This window comes from Amycolatopsis sp. NPDC051716 (assembly GCF_040681595.1).
GTDB lineage: Bacteria > Actinomycetota > Actinomycetes > Mycobacteriales > Pseudonocardiaceae > Amycolatopsis.
On sequence record NZ_JBFAZA010000053.1, the window covers coordinates 13,261 to 27,347 of the forward strand.

Annotated in this window: 15 protein-coding genes; 9 read left to right on the top strand and 6 right to left on the bottom strand. The window is 69.5% G+C overall.

The features are described 5' to 3' along the window. Window positions 1-4: 4 nt before the first annotated feature. From AB0M30_RS43500 to AB0M30_RS43525, 6 genes are all read left to right on the top strand, one after another. Window positions 5-616, top strand: a complete 612-nt coding sequence (locus tag AB0M30_RS43500) for a DUF1707 domain-containing protein (protein WP_364597367.1) — start codon at window positions 5-7, stop codon at window positions 614-616. A 29-nt stretch (window positions 617-645) separates the two neighbouring features. After that, entirely contained in the window at window positions 646-852 is a 207-nt protein-coding gene (locus AB0M30_RS43505) for a hypothetical protein (protein WP_364597273.1), read from the top strand. A 122-nt stretch (window positions 853-974) separates the two neighbouring features. Beyond that, window positions 975-1,949: a deoxyribose-phosphate aldolase gene (deoC, locus tag AB0M30_RS43510; RefSeq protein WP_364597276.1), complete on the top strand. Its 975-nt coding sequence runs from the start codon at window positions 975-977 to the stop codon at window positions 1,947-1,949. Next, the gene (locus AB0M30_RS43515) at window positions 1,949-3,382 is read left to right on the top strand and encodes an aldehyde dehydrogenase family protein (protein ID WP_364597279.1); all 1,434 of its coding nucleotides are present in this window, start codon (window positions 1,949-1,951) and stop codon (window positions 3,380-3,382) included. Before deoC ends, AB0M30_RS43515 begins: the two co-directional genes overlap by 1 nt. Then, entirely contained in the window at window positions 3,375-4,241 is an 867-nt protein-coding gene (locus AB0M30_RS43520; RefSeq protein WP_364597282.1) for an aldehyde dehydrogenase family protein, read from the top strand. Before AB0M30_RS43515 ends, AB0M30_RS43520 begins: the two co-directional genes overlap by 8 nt. 114 nt (window positions 4,242-4,355) lie before the next feature. Further along, window positions 4,356-5,426, top strand: a complete 1,071-nt coding sequence (locus tag AB0M30_RS43525; RefSeq protein ID WP_364597285.1) for a hypothetical protein — start codon at window positions 4,356-4,358, stop codon at window positions 5,424-5,426. Between the two features lie 2 nt (window positions 5,427-5,428). On the opposite strand, the gene AB0M30_RS43530 is transcribed toward AB0M30_RS43525, so the two are convergent. Then, the gene (locus tag AB0M30_RS43530; protein ID WP_364597288.1) at window positions 5,429-6,313 is read right to left on the bottom strand and encodes a hypothetical protein; all 885 of its coding nucleotides are present in this window, start codon (window positions 6,311-6,313) and stop codon (window positions 5,429-5,431) included. A gap of 64 nt (window positions 6,314-6,377) precedes the next feature. Next, window positions 6,378-7,016 carry a helix-turn-helix domain-containing protein gene (locus AB0M30_RS43535; protein ID WP_364597291.1) on the bottom strand — a complete coding sequence of 213 codons (639 nt, stop codon included), beginning with the start codon at window positions 7,014-7,016 and terminating at the stop codon, window positions 6,378-6,380. Between the two features lie 178 nt (window positions 7,017-7,194). Here AB0M30_RS43535 and AB0M30_RS43540 point away from each other — a divergent pair, with 178 nt between their 5' ends. The 3 genes from AB0M30_RS43540 to AB0M30_RS43550 are packed head-to-tail and all read left to right on the top strand — an operon-like array spanning window position 7,195 to window position 9,853. Beyond that, window positions 7,195-8,418 carry a cytochrome P450 gene (locus AB0M30_RS43540; protein ID WP_364597294.1) on the top strand — a complete coding sequence of 408 codons (1,224 nt, stop codon included), beginning with the start codon at window positions 7,195-7,197 and terminating at the stop codon, window positions 8,416-8,418. A 10-nt stretch (window positions 8,419-8,428) separates the two neighbouring features. Then, window positions 8,429-9,619, top strand: coding sequence for a cytochrome P450 (locus AB0M30_RS43545; RefSeq protein ID WP_364597297.1), 1,191 nt, complete (start codon window positions 8,429-8,431; stop codon window positions 9,617-9,619). Window positions 9,620-9,658: 39 nt separating this feature from the next. After that, entirely contained in the window at window positions 9,659-9,853 is a 195-nt protein-coding gene (locus tag AB0M30_RS43550; protein ID WP_364597300.1) for a ferredoxin, read from the top strand. A 55-nt stretch (window positions 9,854-9,908) separates the two neighbouring features. Here AB0M30_RS43550 and AB0M30_RS43555 read toward each other — a convergent pair whose 3' ends face one another. From AB0M30_RS43555 to AB0M30_RS43570, 4 genes are read right to left on the bottom strand one after another with little or no spacing between them, the layout of a single operon-like run. Next, window positions 9,909-10,742 (bottom strand): carbohydrate ABC transporter permease, encoded by an 834-nt coding sequence (locus AB0M30_RS43555; protein ID WP_360172515.1) that lies wholly within the window; start codon window positions 10,740-10,742, stop codon window positions 9,909-9,911. Beyond that, the gene (locus tag AB0M30_RS43560) at window positions 10,739-11,671 is read right to left on the bottom strand and encodes a sugar ABC transporter permease (protein WP_364597303.1); all 933 of its coding nucleotides are present in this window, start codon (window positions 11,669-11,671) and stop codon (window positions 10,739-10,741) included. Before AB0M30_RS43560 ends, AB0M30_RS43555 begins: the two co-directional genes overlap by 4 nt. Beyond that, entirely contained in the window at window positions 11,671-13,011 is a 1,341-nt protein-coding gene (locus AB0M30_RS43565; protein WP_364597306.1) for a sugar ABC transporter substrate-binding protein, read from the bottom strand. Before AB0M30_RS43565 ends, AB0M30_RS43560 begins: the two co-directional genes overlap by 1 nt. After that, a complete protein-coding gene (locus tag AB0M30_RS43570) occupies window positions 12,998-14,002 on the bottom strand; it encodes a zinc-dependent alcohol dehydrogenase family protein (RefSeq protein ID WP_364597309.1) in 1,005 nt (334 codons plus the stop codon). The genes AB0M30_RS43565 and AB0M30_RS43570 overlap by 14 nt, the downstream gene beginning before the upstream one ends. Window positions 14,003-14,087 lie beyond the last annotated feature (85 nt).

A 14,087-nucleotide genomic window follows, 5' to 3' on the forward strand; every position in this document is an offset into this window, starting at 1 on the left:
CCAGATGCGGGCTTCCGACGCGGACCGCGAACGCGTCGCCCAGGTGCTGCACAACGCCCTCTCGGAGGGCCGGATCACCGTGAACGAGCTGGAAGAACGGCTCACGACGATCTACGCGGCGAAAACCCTGGGCGAACTGAAGCCGGTGACGGCGGACCTGCCGATGTCGTCCGCGGCCGTCGAGCCGGCCACGACGCGGGCCCTGGGCTTCCCGGACCAGCGCATCGGCGGCCACCCGGGCTCCCCGGTGTCGATCGGCGTGCTGTCGGGCGCGGTCCGCAAGGGCAGCTGGGTCCTGCCCCCGCAGCACAACAGCTTCGCGTTCTGGGGCGGCGCGGAGATCGACCTGCGGCAGGCGCGGTTCGCGGACAAGCACTGCACGATCACCGCGGTGGCGATCATGGGCGGCATCCAGATCACGGTCCCGGACGACGTCAACGTGGACGTCACCGGCCTCGGCCTGATGGGCGGGTTCGTGCTGGAGGACAAGTCGGGCGCACCCCCGGCTCCGCCGACGGCCCCGACGGTGAAGATCAACGGCCTGGCGTTCTGGGGCGGCGTCGTGGTGTACCGGAAGCCGGCGAAGCGGACCGAACCGCCGCAAATCGAGTCCTGACGGGCTGCAGGCCCGCTAGCGTGGCCGTCATGCGCACTTTCACCCGGATCGTCCTGGGCGGCCTGATCGCCGCGGCCGCCGTCCTGACCGCCGTCCTGACCGCCGTCCCCGCCTCCGCGGCGACCCCGGCCGGCTGGTGCAAGGGCCCGGCGCCCTGCACCGCGCCGGCCCCGCTTGCCGCCACGCCCGACGGCTGGTGTGTGCTTCCCGGCTCGGACATCTGCCGTCGATATTGACACTCACCACCTGAAGCGTCACACCGGGTGACCCACCTCCAGACGCTGCACTGTCGGGACCACGCTGTCGGGCTCGCACTGTCGGGACAATACTGTCGGACCCGCCGCCTAGACTCGGGCGCATGACAGCCACGACCAGCACGTCAGCGGCGCCGGCCACCCCGGCACCGCTGGTGGACGCGACTCGCGACGACGCGAGCCTGCGCCGCTTCCTGCTCGGGCTGCCCGGTGTCGATCAGGTCGGCGTCGAGCAGCGCGCGGCGGGCCTCGGCACGCGCAGCATCAAGAAGGACGCCAAGCGGTGGGCCATCGACACCGCCATCTCCATGGTCGACCTGACCACGCTGGAGGGCGCCGACACCCGGGGCAAGGTCCGGGCGCTGGCCGCGAAGGCGGTCCGGCCCGATCCCGAACGCCAGGACACCCCGCGCGTCGCCGCCGTCTGCGTGTACCCGGACATGGTCGCCACGGCCGTCGAAGCGCTGAAGGGCAGCGGCGTGCACGTCGCGAGCGTCGCCACCGGCTTCCCCGCCGGGCGCACCAGCCGCGAGATCAAGCTGGCCGACACGAAGATCGCCGTCGAGGCCGGCGCGCACGAAGTCGACATGGTGATCGACCGCGGCGCCTTCCTCGAGGGCCGGTACATGGACGTCTTCGAGGAGATCCGGGCCATCAAGGCCGCCTGCGGCGACGCCCACCTGAAGGTCATCCTCGAGACCGGCGAGCTGGCGACCTACGACAACGTGCGGCGCGCGTCGTGGCTGGCGCTGCTGGCCGGCGGCGACTTCATCAAGACCTCCACCGGCAAGGTGTCCCCCGCCGCGACGCTGCCGGTCACCCACATCATGCTGCAGGCCGTCCACGACTGGCACGCGCAGACCGGCGAGCTGCGCGGCGTCAAGCCCGCGGGCGGCATCCGGACGACGAAGGACGCGATCAAGTACCTGGTCGCGGTGCACGAGGTCGCCGGCGAGCCGTGGCTGACCCCGGACCTGTTCCGCTTCGGCGCGTCCAGCCTGCTCAACGACCTGCTGCTGCAGCGCCGCACCCAGGTGGACGGCCACTACAGCGGCCCCGACTACGTGACGGTGGACTGATGCCTGTTTTCGAGTACGCACCGGCGCCGGAATCGCGCGCCATCGCGAACCTGAAGGACTCCTACAAGCCCTTCATCAACGGGGAGTTCGTCGACGGCTCGGGTGAGCCGCTGAAGACGATCAACCCGGCCACCGAAGAGGTCCTGGCCGAGGTCGGCACCGCGTCGAAGTCCGATGTGGACACCGCGGTCAAGGCCGCGCGCAAGGCGTACACCGGTGTCTGGTCGAAGATGCCGGGCACCGAGCGCGCCAAGTACCTCTTCCGCATCGCGCGGCTCATCCAGGAGCGTTCGCGCGAGCTGGCCGTGCTGGAGAGCCTCGACAACGGCAAGCCGATCAAGGAGTCGCGCGACTCCGACGTCCCGACGGCGGCCGCGCACTTCTTCTACCACGCCGGCTGGGCCGACAAGCTGGACTACGCGGGTTACGGCCCGAACCCGCGTCCGCTGGGCGTGGCGGGCCAGATCATCCCGTGGAACTTCCCGCTCCTGATGCTGGCCTGGAAGATCGCCCCGGCGCTGGCCACCGGCAACACGGTGGTCCTCAAGCCGGCCGAGACGACGCCGCTGACCGCGCTGGTCTTCGCGGAGATCTGCCAGCAGGCCGAGCTGCCGCCGGGCGTGGTGAACATCCTGCCGGGCGCGGGCGACATCGGTGCGTCCATCGTGGAGCACGGTGACATCGACAAGATCGCCTTCACCGGCTCGACCGAGATCGGCAAGGCGATCCAGCGCCAGGTGGCGGGCACGGCGAAGAAGCTGACGCTGGAACTGGGCGGCAAGGCGGCGAACATCGTCTTCGAGGACGCCCCGCTCGACCAGGCGATCGAGGGCATCGTCAACGGCATCTTCTTCAACCAGGGCCACGTGTGCTGCGCGGGTTCGCGCCTGCTGGTGCAGGAGTCCATCGCCGAAGAGGTGCTGGAAAAGCTGCGCTACCGCGTCTCGACGCTGCGCGTCGGCGATCCGCTGGACAAGAACACCGACGTCGGCGCGATCAACTCGGCCGAGCAGCTGGCGAAGATCCAGGGGCTCGTCGAAGCCGGGGACGCCGAGGGGGCGCAGCGCTGGACCAGCCCGTGCCCGGTCCCGGACCGCGGGTTCTTCTTCGCCCCGACGGTGTTCGCGAACGTCCACCAGTCGATGCGGATCGCCCGCGAAGAGATCTTCGGGCCGGTGCTGTCGGTGCTGACGTTCCGCACGCCGGACGAGGCCGTGGCGAAGGCGAACAACACGCCGTACGGGCTTTCGGCCGGCATCTGGACCGAAAAGGGCTCCCGGATCCTGTGGATGGCGAACCAGCTGCGCGCCGGCGTGGTCTGGGCCAACACCTTCAACCGCTTCGACCCCACCGCCCCCTTCGGCGGCTACCAGGAATCCGGCTTCGGGCGCGAAGGCGGCCGCACCGGGCTGGAGGCGTACCTGAATGTCTGACCGAATTTCCGTCGCGAAGACGTACAAGCTGTACATCGGCGGCAAGTTCCCGCGTTCCGAGTCGGGCCGGATTTACCCGGTGACGGACGGCAAGGGCAAGTTCCTGGCGAACGCGGCGCACGCTTCGCGCAAGGACGTCCGCGACGCGGTGGTGGCCGCGCGCAAGGCGTTCCCCGGCTGGTCGGCGGCCACGGCGTACAACCGCGGCCAGGTGCTCTACCGGGTGGCGGAGGTCCTGGAGGGCCGCCGCGACCAGTTCATCGCCGAGGTGTCGGCGTCGGAAGGCCTGGCCGCGAAGAAGGCCGAGTCCATTGTGGACGCGGCGATCGACCGCTGGGTCTGGTACGCGGGCTGGACGGACAAGATCGCCTCCGTGCTGGGTTCGGCCAACCCGGTGGCGGGCCCGTACTTCTCGTTCACGCTCCCGGAGCCGACGGGTGTCGTGGGTGTCCTGGCGCCGCAGCAGTCGTCGCTGCTGGGCCTGGTCGAGGTCCTGGCCCCGGTCCTGGCGACGGGCTCGACGGCGGTGGTGGTCTCGAGCGCGGAGCGGCCGCTGCCGGCGATCACGCTGTCGGAAGTCCTGGCGACGTCCGACGTCCCGGGCGGCGTGGCGAACATCCTCACGGGCCACGCGGCCGAGCTGGGCCCCTGGCTGGCCTCGCACGGCGACGTCAACGCGCTGGACCCGACGGGAGCCGCCCCGGCGGACCGCCCGGCCCTGGCCCGCGAAGCGGCGAACACGGTGAAGCGGGTGCTGACGGTCCCGCAGACGGAACCGGACTGGACGACGGCGCCGGACCTCACCCGGCTGCGGCGGTACCTGGAGGCCAAGACGGTCTGGCACCCGCTGGGCGTCTGATCTCGTTGTCGAAGGCCACCACCCGGCGGACCGGGTGGTGGCCTTCATTCTTGTGGTGGATTCTCCGCCGAGCCCCGCCGATCTACGCTCGATGTAACCGGGTACTCACTTGACGTGATCGGAAGCTCCGTGGATGCGCACGCCGGCTTCACGACGCTGGTGGCTCTGCGCGCGAAGGCCGGCGAACTGGCCGCGCTCCGCGCCCTGACCCGGCCCGCCCAGGTCCGGCGGGTGCAGCCACTGCTGCAGTTCGACCCGGGCCGGAAGCGCCCCGCCGACCAGCTCGACGACGTCGAAGAGGTCGCACGCCACCTGTACCTCCTGGGCCGGTGCTGCTGGATCGACGCCTCCGACGTGGCGGACCGGCCCGGGTTCGGCGCCGGTGGCGCGCTCGGCCGGCTGGCCGACCACCTGGCCGGCCCGGCCGACCTCCTCGACACGGCTGGGCCGGTCCCGTTCGTCCCGGTGGTCCGCAGCGACGCCACCGAACAGGAGGCCGCGACACTGGGACGCCTCGGCGCCGAACTGGGCGCCGGAGTCGCCCTCCGGGTGCGGCCGGACACGGCCGGCCGGGACACCCTCGGCCGGCTCGTCGAGCGGCTGGCGCTCGAACCAGGCGATATCCACGTGGTCCTGGACCTCCAGTACGTCGCCGAGGCGACGACCACCCGGGCCGAGCGGGCCGCGGCCATCCTGGCCGTGCTCACCGGCTTGGGCCCCTTCGGCTCGACGAGCTTGCTGACCGGCTCGATCCCGAAGATGCTCGGCCAGACGGCGACCTGGGAACAGGCGCGAGCCGAAGAAGTGCTGTGGGAACAGCTGGTGCGGGGCGGGGCCGCGAACCTGCGGTTCGGCGACTACGGCGCCGTGCACCCGATGCCCGGGCCGGGCTTCCGCAGCAAGCACGTCGCGCTGAAGTACACGTGCCCGCACCGCTGGCTCTACTCGCGAGAGCGGATGCCGGACGAGCCGGGCGAGGAGCCGGCCCGCGGCCGCGCATTCCGGGTCGTGTGCCGCCGCGTGGTCGAATCGGCGGGCTACGCCGGCCCGGCCTTCTCCTGGGGAGATCACGAAATCCACGAGGTGGCGACGGGCGGCGGGCGGGCTCTGGGCGACACCAGCAAGCCGATCGCGTTCGCGACCTCCCACCACCTGGCCTACCTGGCCACCCGCGCCGCGGCTTGACGCTAGCTCATCGTCACCGAGAAGTCCGACAGCGTGAACCGGGCCTTGCCGCCGCCGGTCGAGCAGAACTCGATGCCGTAGCCGATCTGGTTGACCGTCGGGTTCGAGGGGATCAGGCCCTTGCCGATCGCCCAGGCGATCATCGCCTTCAGGTCCACACTGCCCGCGTACTGCGTCGAGCGGGACACGAACGCCACGTACCCGTCCTCGTCCGCCCAGACGTCGTACGTGAAGCCGCCCGCCACGTACGTCGTCAGCTTGTCGCCCGAGGGTTGCTGCTTGCGGTTCTCCGTCCAGACCATCACCTCGGTGACACCCTTGCCGTCGCCCACACCGTTCAGCCAGAGGTCGTAAGCCACGTCGTAGACGCCGGTGCCCGGGCCGCGGCCGGCGAAAGTCGATTTGATCACCGAATAGTCGTTGAACGGTTTCCCGTTCTGATCGTTGATGTCCTTGTGCACGTTCGGATAGGTTTTCACCGACGTCGAATCGGGTTGGGTGGATTCGACGTACCAGTTGTCGTACGCGCACGCCCGCAGCGTTTCCGGGCCCGCTTCCCCGGCGTTCCACATGTTGTTGTGGACGTAGTAGCCGCCGTCGGACCAGCCGCCGTCGGGGCCGCTCGTGGTGAACTCCGGGCTGCGGCAGCTCCGGACCGGCGTGGTCGACGGCGGCGCCGGAGTCGACGGAGGCGCAGGTAGAGACGCCGAAGGCGCCGGCGACGACGAAGAAGCAGGCGTACCAGGGGCCGTCACCGAAGAAGACGTGGGCGTCGGCGCCGGCAGCGAAGCCGGCGCGGCCGCCGCGCCGTCGACGGGCGCGCCGCCGCACCCGGCGAGCACCGGGAAGGAAATCGCCAACAACACGGCCAGCGTTCTTCGTCGCATTTTCCCGCCCATAGCTGCAATTGCCGGCAGAACGAGGCGGACCCTAACACGGAAATCGACGGAATCAGTCGGGGTCGAGGTCCCGCGACGTGATCGGACGGCCGGGGAGCGCCGAACCCGGCCGCGCACTGAGGCCGTCGATCATGATGCCGACGCACCGGCGCGCCGCCATCTCGGCAACCTCCGGCGCCTTCGCGCGCATCTGCCGCAGCAGCGTTGCCAGCAGGATCGCGATGTCGCCGGCCCCGACGTCGTCGCGGAGCTTGCCCTCGGCCTTCGCGCCGTCGACGAAGCCGTCGAGGACCACCAGGATCTCGTCCCGCAGCCGGCGGACCTCCGGGTCGTTCTTCAAGATCACCAGCGCCCGGTGCGAGACCATGGCCAGCTGCACGCTCAGCTGCAGCGCCACCGAATGACGCAGCAGCCGTTCCAGCGCGCGCCACGACGACGTCTCCTCGGCGGCGATCGTGCGGGCATCGATCAGCACCCGCTCGAAGTTGTCCATCGCGACCGCCCGGATCAGCGCGTCCCGGTCCGGGAACCGGCGGTAGAGCGTGCCGACGCCGACGCCGGCCGCGCGGGCGATCTCCTCCATCGGCGCCTCGGGACCGGAAGCGGCGAAGATGTCCTTCGCGGCGGCCAGGATCTGGTCGCGGTTGCGCCGCGCGTCCGCCCGCAGGGTCATCTCGGGGTCTGCCGTCATGCCGTTCGCCTTCCGCTGAATCGCGCGGGGTGATTCTCGCATGGTCAGCGGGCCACACACTCCCCGCGCGAGCGGGTAGTCGGCACCTAGTGGACGAATTCCCTCCGCTTGAGTACCTTGGACAGGGAACCGGAATGTAATCCTCCGCATACTTTCCGTCCGATTTAGGGGGTCCGAAATGACTGAATTGGCAGAATCCTCGACGCGGCACGAGACTTTTCCGCTGGCCCGCACCTGCCCGTTCGCGCCGCCGCCGGCGTACGAAAAGCTCCGCGAAGCGGGTCCTGTCCAGCGCGTCGGGCTGCCCAACGGTTCGGAGGCCTGGGCCGTCACCCGTCTGGAGGAAGTCCGGCAGATGCTGACGGACCCGCGCTTCAGCTCCGACCGCTTCAACCCGGGCTTCCCGATCCTCGCGAAGGACGGCCGTCCGCAGCAGCGCCGCCGCTTCACCGCGTCGCTGATCAACATGGACCCGCCGAAGCACGGCGCCGCCCGGCGCGAGGTCGTCGGCGAGTTCACCGTCAAGCGCATGAAGGCCCTGCAGCCGCGGATCCAGCAGATCGTCGACGAGCACATCGACGCGATCCTGGCCGGCCCGAAGCCCGCCGACCTGGTCTCGGCGCTGGCGCTGCCGGTGCCCTCGCTGGTGATCTGCGAACAGCTCGGCGTCCCGTACGTCGACCACGACTTCTTCCAGGTGCGCAGCTCGACGCTGCTCAACCGGGAGGTCGACCAGGAGACCCGGGTCAAGGCCGTCGACGAGCTGCAGGACTACCTCGACGAACTGGTCACGGCGAAGGAGGCCGACCCGACCGACGACCTGCTCGGCCGCCAGATCCTCAAGCAGCGCGAAGAGCACGGCGACGTCGCCCACGACGAGCTCGTCTCGCTGGCCTTCCTGCTGCTCCTCGCCGGGCACGAGACGACGGCGAACATGATCTCGCTCGGCACCGTGGCGCTCCTGGAGAACCCGGACCAGCTCGAGATCATCAAGAACGACCCCGGCAAGACGCTCGACGCCGTCGAGGAACTGCTGCGCTACTTCACCATCGCCGAGTTCGCGACCTCGCGGGTCGCCACGGAGGACGTCGAGATCGGCGGGCAGCTGATCCGCGAAGGCGAGGGCGTGCTCGGGCTGAGCTACTCCGGCAACCGCGACGAAGCCGCGTTCGAGAACCCCGACGACCTCGACCTCGAGCGCGGCGCGCGGCACCACGTCGCCTTCGGCTTCGGCCCGCACCAGTGCCTCGGCCAGAACCTGGCCCGGATGGAACTGCAGATCGTCTTCGACACGCTGTTCCGCCGCATCCCGGAGCTCAAGCTGGCCGCCCCGGTGGACCAGCTGCCGTTCAAGCACGACTCGTCGATCTTCGGCCTCTACTGCCTGCCCGTGACCTGGTGAGGGAGACGTCATGACCGCGGTCCACGAATTCCCGATGACGCGCACGTGCCCGTTCGCCCCGCCGCCGGCGTACGCCGAGATCCGCGAGGAGGACCCGGTCACCCGGGTGGGGCTGCCCGACGGCCGGAAGGCCTGGGTGGTCAGCAGGCACGAGGACGTCCGGGCCGTGCTGAACGACCGGCGGTTCAGCGCCGACCGGCAGCACCCGGACTTCCCGCAGCTGGTGCCCGGGTTCCGGCGGCCGGACGACGAGCGCACCATGATCACCATGGACGCGCCCGAGCACGGGCCGGCCCGCAAGGCCGTGCTCGGCGAGTTCACCGTGCGCCGGATGGAGGCGCTGCGGCCGCGGATCCAGGAGATCGTCGACGAGCGGATCGACGCGCTGCTGGCCGGGCCGAAGCCGGGCGACCTGGTCGAGATGCTGTCGCTGCCGGTGCCGTCGCTGGTCATCTGCGAGATGCTCGGCGTGCCGTACGCCGACCACGACTTCTTCCAGACCCACACGACGAAGCTGATCAAGCGGGGCACGCCCCCGGAGGAGCGGCGGGCCGCGGTCGAGGCCGTGCGCGGGTACATGGGCGACCTCATCGCCGGGAAGGAGGACGACCCGCCGGACGACCTGCTCGGGCGGCAGATCGTCAAGCTGCGCGAAGAGGGCACCTACCGGCGGGCATCGCTGGCCGCGACCGGCTTCCTGCTGCTCGTCGCCGGCCACGAGACGACGGCGAACATGATCTCCCTCGGCACGGTCGGGCTGCTGGAGAACCCGGAGCAGCTGGCGCTGATCAAGGACGACCCGGGCAAGACCCTCGACGCCGTCGAGGAACTGCTGCGCTACTTCACCATCGTCGACGCCGCCACGGCACGGCTGTGCGTCGAGGACGCCGAGATCGGCGGCCAGCTGATCCGGGCCGGTGAAGGCGTGCTGGCGCTGGGCTACGCGGCCAACCGCGACGAAACGGCGTTCGAGAACCCCGACGAACTGAACATCGAGCGCGGCGCGCGGCACCACGTGGCGTTCGGCTTCGGGCCGCACCAGTGCCTCGGCCAGAACCTGGCCCGGATGGAACTGCAGATCGTCTTCGACACCCTCTTCCGCCGGATCCCGGAGCTCAAGCTGGCCGCGCCGGTCGACGACCTGCCGTTCAAGGACGACGCGAACATCTACGGCCTGTACCGGTTGCCGGTGACCTGGTAGAAGCGAACTGCCGAACCACCACAGGGGAAGAAGAGGACCATGAAGATCATCGCGGACACCGGCAAGTGCGTCGGCGCCGGGCAGTGCGTGCTCACCGAGCCCGCGCTGTTCGACCAGAGCGAGGAGGACGGCACGGTCATCGTGCTCGACGACCAGCCGCAGGGCGAGCTGGTCGAGAAGGCCCGAGAAGCGGTGCACGTCTGCCCGAGCCAGGCCCTCTCCCTCCAGGAGTGACCCAGCGCGAAGGCCACCTCGAGACTCCTCGAGGTGGCCTTCGCGCACTTTCGAGCTACTTGACCGCGCCCATCGACAGGCCGCGGACCAGGTGGTTCTGCGCGATCCAGCCGACGATCATCACCGGCAGCGAAGCCAGCAGCGCGGCCGCGGACAGCTGCGCCCAGTACAGGCCTTCGCTGGTGATGAACCCGACCAGGAACACCGGGACCGTGCCGGCCCGGGCCGCGGTCAGGTTGACCGCGTAGAAGAACTCCGTCCAGGAGAAGATCACGCAGATCAGCGCGGTGGCCGCGATCCCGGGCGCGACCACCGGCATGATGATCTTGCGCAGCAGCGTCGGCAGGTTGGCGCCGTCGATCCGGCCCGCCTCGATCATCTCGTGCGGTACTTCGAGGAAGAACGACCGCATCATCCAGATGGCCAGCGGCAGGTTCATCGACGTGTACAGGATGACCAGCGCCCACACCGTGTCGAGCAGCTCGGTGTTCTGCGAAATGACGTACAGCGGGATGATCGCCGCCACGATCGGCAGCATCTTCGTCGAGAGGAAGAAGCCGAGCGCGTTCGACGTGCCCTTGACCGGCGCCAGCGAAAGCGCGTACGCCGCCGGGACGCCGAAGAGCAGCACCAAGGCCGTCGACAGGATCGTCACGAACGCCGAGTTCGACACATACGGCAGGAACCCGCCGCTCAGGACGTTGCCGAGCTGCTCGAACGTCGGGGTGAAGAACAGCTTCGGCGGGTCGGTGTAGGCGTCCGCCTCCTGCTTGAACGCGGTGAGGATCATCCACAGCAGCGGGAACACGAACAGGATCGCGATGATCCAGGTCGCGACGGTCAGCGAACCCTTGCCGTAAGCCCGCTTGCGGGGCGCGACCGTCGTCATTTGATGCCTCCGCTCACCGAGAAGGTCCGGAACATCAGGCGCAGCGCGAAGGTCGCGACGATCATCGTCAGGATCACCACGATCACGCCCATCGCCGAGGACTGGCCGACGTCGAAGCCCTCGAACGCGCGCTGGTAGATGTAGTACGGCAGGTTGGTGCTCGCCGTGCCCGGGCCGCCCTGGGTCATCAGGAAGATCGCGTCGAAGCTGTTCACGATGTAGATCGCGCCCAGCAACGTGGCCAGCTGCAGGAACCGGGACAGGTGCGGCAGCGTGATGGAGACGAACGTCCGCCAGCGGCCGGCACCGTCCACATTGGCCGCTTCGAGCACGTCCTTGGCCTGGCTCTGCAGGCCGGCCAGGATGAGCAGCATCATGAACGGCGTCCACTGCCACACGATCTGGGCCATCACCGACGCCAGCGGGAACTCCGAAAGCCAGTCGGTGTCGGTGCCGAAGACGAAGTGCAGCAGCCCGTAGGTCGGGTCGAACACCGTCGTCTTCCACAGCAGCGCGCCGGCCGCCGGCAGGATCAGGAACGGCGTGATGAGCAGCGTCCGGACGACCCCGCGGCCGAGGAACTTGCGGTCCAGCAGGATCGCCAGGCCCAGGCCGAGCAGGAGCGCGACGAACACGCACACGACGGTCAGCAGCACGGTGTTGAGCAGGGCGACCAGGAACGTCGTGTCGCTGAAGACGTCGATGTAGTTGTCCAGGCCGACGAAGTGCCGCGAGCCGGGCCGGACCAGGTTCCACGACTGGAACGAGTAGAACACGGTGAGCAGGAACGGCAGCTGCGTCACCGCGATGACGAAGATCAACGCGGGCAGCAGGGGCAGCCGCCGCTTGGCCGCGGTGCTCAGGCCGCGTTTCTCTTCGACCTTCGCCTGCGAGGTGGACGTGGGGGTGGATACGGAGAGCGTGGACATCACTGCACCGCCTTGTAGGAGTCGCCCACCGTCTGGGCGTAGTCCTGGGACTGCTTCAGGGCGTCTTCGACCGACTCGCGGCCGGCGATCGCGGCCGACAGCTGCTGGCTCACCCGGGTGCCCAGGTCCTGGAACTCGGGGATGCCGACGAACTGGATGCCGGGGTAGGGCACCGGGCTCGCCATCGCCTTCTGCTGGTTCGCGTCCGCGATGCCGTCGAGCGTGGGCTTCGCGTAGGCCTTCGCCGCGTCGGCGTACTCGGGGATGGCGTACGTCGACTGGCGGACGCCCGGCGGGACGCGGTTCCAGCCGTACGTGTGGCCGACCTTCTGCACGTACGCCTTGTCGGTCATCCAGGCCATGAACTTCCAGGCCGCGTCCTTGTCCTTGGCGACCTTCGGAATGCCGAGGGCCCAGGTGTAGAGCCAGCCGCTGGCCTGCGTCTTGACGACCGGCGCCGGCGCGTACCCGGACTTGCCGACGATCTTGCTGCTCGACGGGTCCTCGTTGGTGCCCGCCATGACCGTGGCGTCGTACCACATCGCCGCGTTGCCTTGGGTGTAGCGCGTGCCGCACTCGGAGAACCCGGCGCTGGAGGCCCCGACCTCGCCGTGCTCGCGGATCAGGTTGACGTAGAAATTCGCGGCTTCCGTGAACTCCTGCGACGTCAGCTTGGCGTTCCAGTCCTTGTCGAACCACTGCGCGCCGAAGGTGTTGGCCACGGTCGTGAACGGCGCGAGGCTCTCGCCCCAGCCCGGCTTGCCGCGCAGGCAGATGCCGGCGACGCCGTTCGCCTTGTCGTCGAGCTTCGCGGCGTAGTCGGCGATCTGCTGCCACGTCGGCTTGGCCGGCATGGTGATCCCGGCCTTGTCGAAGAGGTCCTTGCGGTAGGCCAGGAACGACGACTCGCCGTAGAACGGCACCGCGTACATCTGGTTCTGGTACGACAGCGACTGCTTGATGCTGGGGATGAAGTCGCCTTCGTCGTAGCCCAGGGTGGCCGCCATGTGCGGTTCGAGGTTCTCGAGCCAGCCGTTGGCCGCCCACTGCGGGGCTTCGTAGTTGCTGATCATGACGACGTCGAACTCGCCACCCTCGGTGGCGGTCGACGCGGTGATCTTGGCGCGGGCCTGGTTTTCCGGCAGGGACACGAACTTGAGGCCGATACCGGTGGCCTTCTCGAACTCCGGCGCGAGCGCGATCGCGTCCTTCATCTGCGGGTTCGACACGATGGCGATGACGAGCGTCGAGTTACCGGTGCCGAGCGAGCCGGCGCCCGCGCAGCCGGTGGCCAGCAGCGACGTCGCCGCGAGGAGGGTGAGGAGCTTACGCACGGCCACCTCCGGGGAGGACCTGCACCTTGAGGCCCGAGCCGCTGCGCATCTTGGCCAGCGCTTCGGGGTACTGCTCCAGCGGCAGGGTGTCGGTGAGCAGCGCGCCGGTGTCGATCGCGCCGCTCGCGACGAGGTCGAGGGCGGCGCCGAAGCTGTGCAGCACGGCCATCGAGCCGACGATGGTGATTTCGTCGTTGTAGATGCGGAACGGCGAAAGCGCGACGCGGGCTTCGGCCGGGGCGACGCCGAAGACGAGCAGCCGTCCCCCGCGCCGGATCGAGTCGAAGGCGGCTTCGATGGCGGGCGCGGCGCCGGTGCAGTCGACGGCGACGTCGAACTTCTCGCCGTTCAGGTCGCCGACGTCCTTCGCGGTGGCGACGGCACCGAGGCTTTTCGCGCGTGGCAACCGGGCTTCGTTGCGGTCGACCACCGTGACCTGCGCACCCGAACGCTGCAGCAGCTGCTGCATGATCAAGCCCATGGTGCCGGCGCCGACGACGAGGAAGCGTTCGCCGGCTTCGACACCGACGCGGCGAACACCGTGCACGGCACAGGAAACCGGCTCGACCAGCGCGCCCTGTTCCCACGTCATCGTGTCGGGCATGCGGTAGCAGGTGGACGACGGGACGGCGACGTACTCGGCGAAGGCGCCGTTGACGGTGTCGCCGGTGGCGCCCCAGTTCGCGCAGAGGTTGCCGTGGCCGGCGCGGCACGGGCCGCAGTAGCCGCAGAACAGGGACGGGTCGACGGCCACGCGGTCGCCGACCTTCCACTCGCCCGGCACGTCCGCGCCGAGCTCGACGATCTCCCCGGCGAACTCGTGCCCGGGGACGATGGGGTACGGCGTGGGCGGGAAGTGCCCGTCCGCGATGTGCAGGTCGGTGCCGCAGATGCCGCACGCTCCGACCTTGACGACGACCTGACGTTCCCCGGGTTTCGGATCGGGCACCTCGCCGACCCTGATCTCACCGGGCCGGTCGACGATGGCGGCACGCATGCCTGCCCCTTCCTCGCGCTCAATTGAGCAACGTTGACCTATCGAGTCGAGAACACGTGAAGGCATTACAGGTCTGACGTCGGTA

Excerpts from the sequence above, each read along its gene's own strand:
- AB0M30_RS43500 (WP_364597367.1), top strand. The coding sequence starts at position 5 with ATGCGGGCTTCCGACGCGGACCGCGAACGCGTCGCCCAGGTGCTGCAC.
- AB0M30_RS43505 (WP_364597273.1), top strand. The coding sequence starts at position 646 with ATGCGCACTTTCACCCGGATCGTCCTGGGCGGCCTGATCGCCGCGGCC.
- deoC (WP_364597276.1), top strand. The coding sequence starts at position 975 with ATGACAGCCACGACCAGCACGTCAGCGGCGCCGGCCACCCCGGCACCG.
- AB0M30_RS43515 (WP_364597279.1), top strand. The coding sequence starts at position 1,949 with ATGCCTGTTTTCGAGTACGCACCGGCGCCGGAATCGCGCGCCATCGCG.
- AB0M30_RS43520 (WP_364597282.1), top strand. The coding sequence starts at position 3,375 with ATGTCTGACCGAATTTCCGTCGCGAAGACGTACAAGCTGTACATCGGC.
- AB0M30_RS43530 (WP_364597288.1), bottom strand. The coding sequence starts at position 6,313 with ATGCGACGAAGAACGCTGGCCGTGTTGTTGGCGATTTCCTTCCCGGTG.
- AB0M30_RS43535 (WP_364597291.1), bottom strand. The coding sequence starts at position 7,016 with ATGACGGCAGACCCCGAGATGACCCTGCGGGCGGACGCGCGGCGCAAC.
- AB0M30_RS43540 (WP_364597294.1), top strand. The coding sequence starts at position 7,195 with ATGACTGAATTGGCAGAATCCTCGACGCGGCACGAGACTTTTCCGCTG.
- AB0M30_RS43545 (WP_364597297.1), top strand. The coding sequence starts at position 8,429 with ATGACCGCGGTCCACGAATTCCCGATGACGCGCACGTGCCCGTTCGCC.
- AB0M30_RS43550 (WP_364597300.1), top strand. The coding sequence starts at position 9,659 with ATGAAGATCATCGCGGACACCGGCAAGTGCGTCGGCGCCGGGCAGTGC.
- AB0M30_RS43555 (WP_360172515.1), bottom strand. The coding sequence starts at position 10,742 with ATGACGACGGTCGCGCCCCGCAAGCGGGCTTACGGCAAGGGTTCGCTG.
- AB0M30_RS43560 (WP_364597303.1), bottom strand. The coding sequence starts at position 11,671 with ATGTCCACGCTCTCCGTATCCACCCCCACGTCCACCTCGCAGGCGAAG.
- AB0M30_RS43570 (WP_364597309.1), bottom strand. The coding sequence starts at position 14,002 with ATGCGTGCCGCCATCGTCGACCGGCCCGGTGAGATCAGGGTCGGCGAG.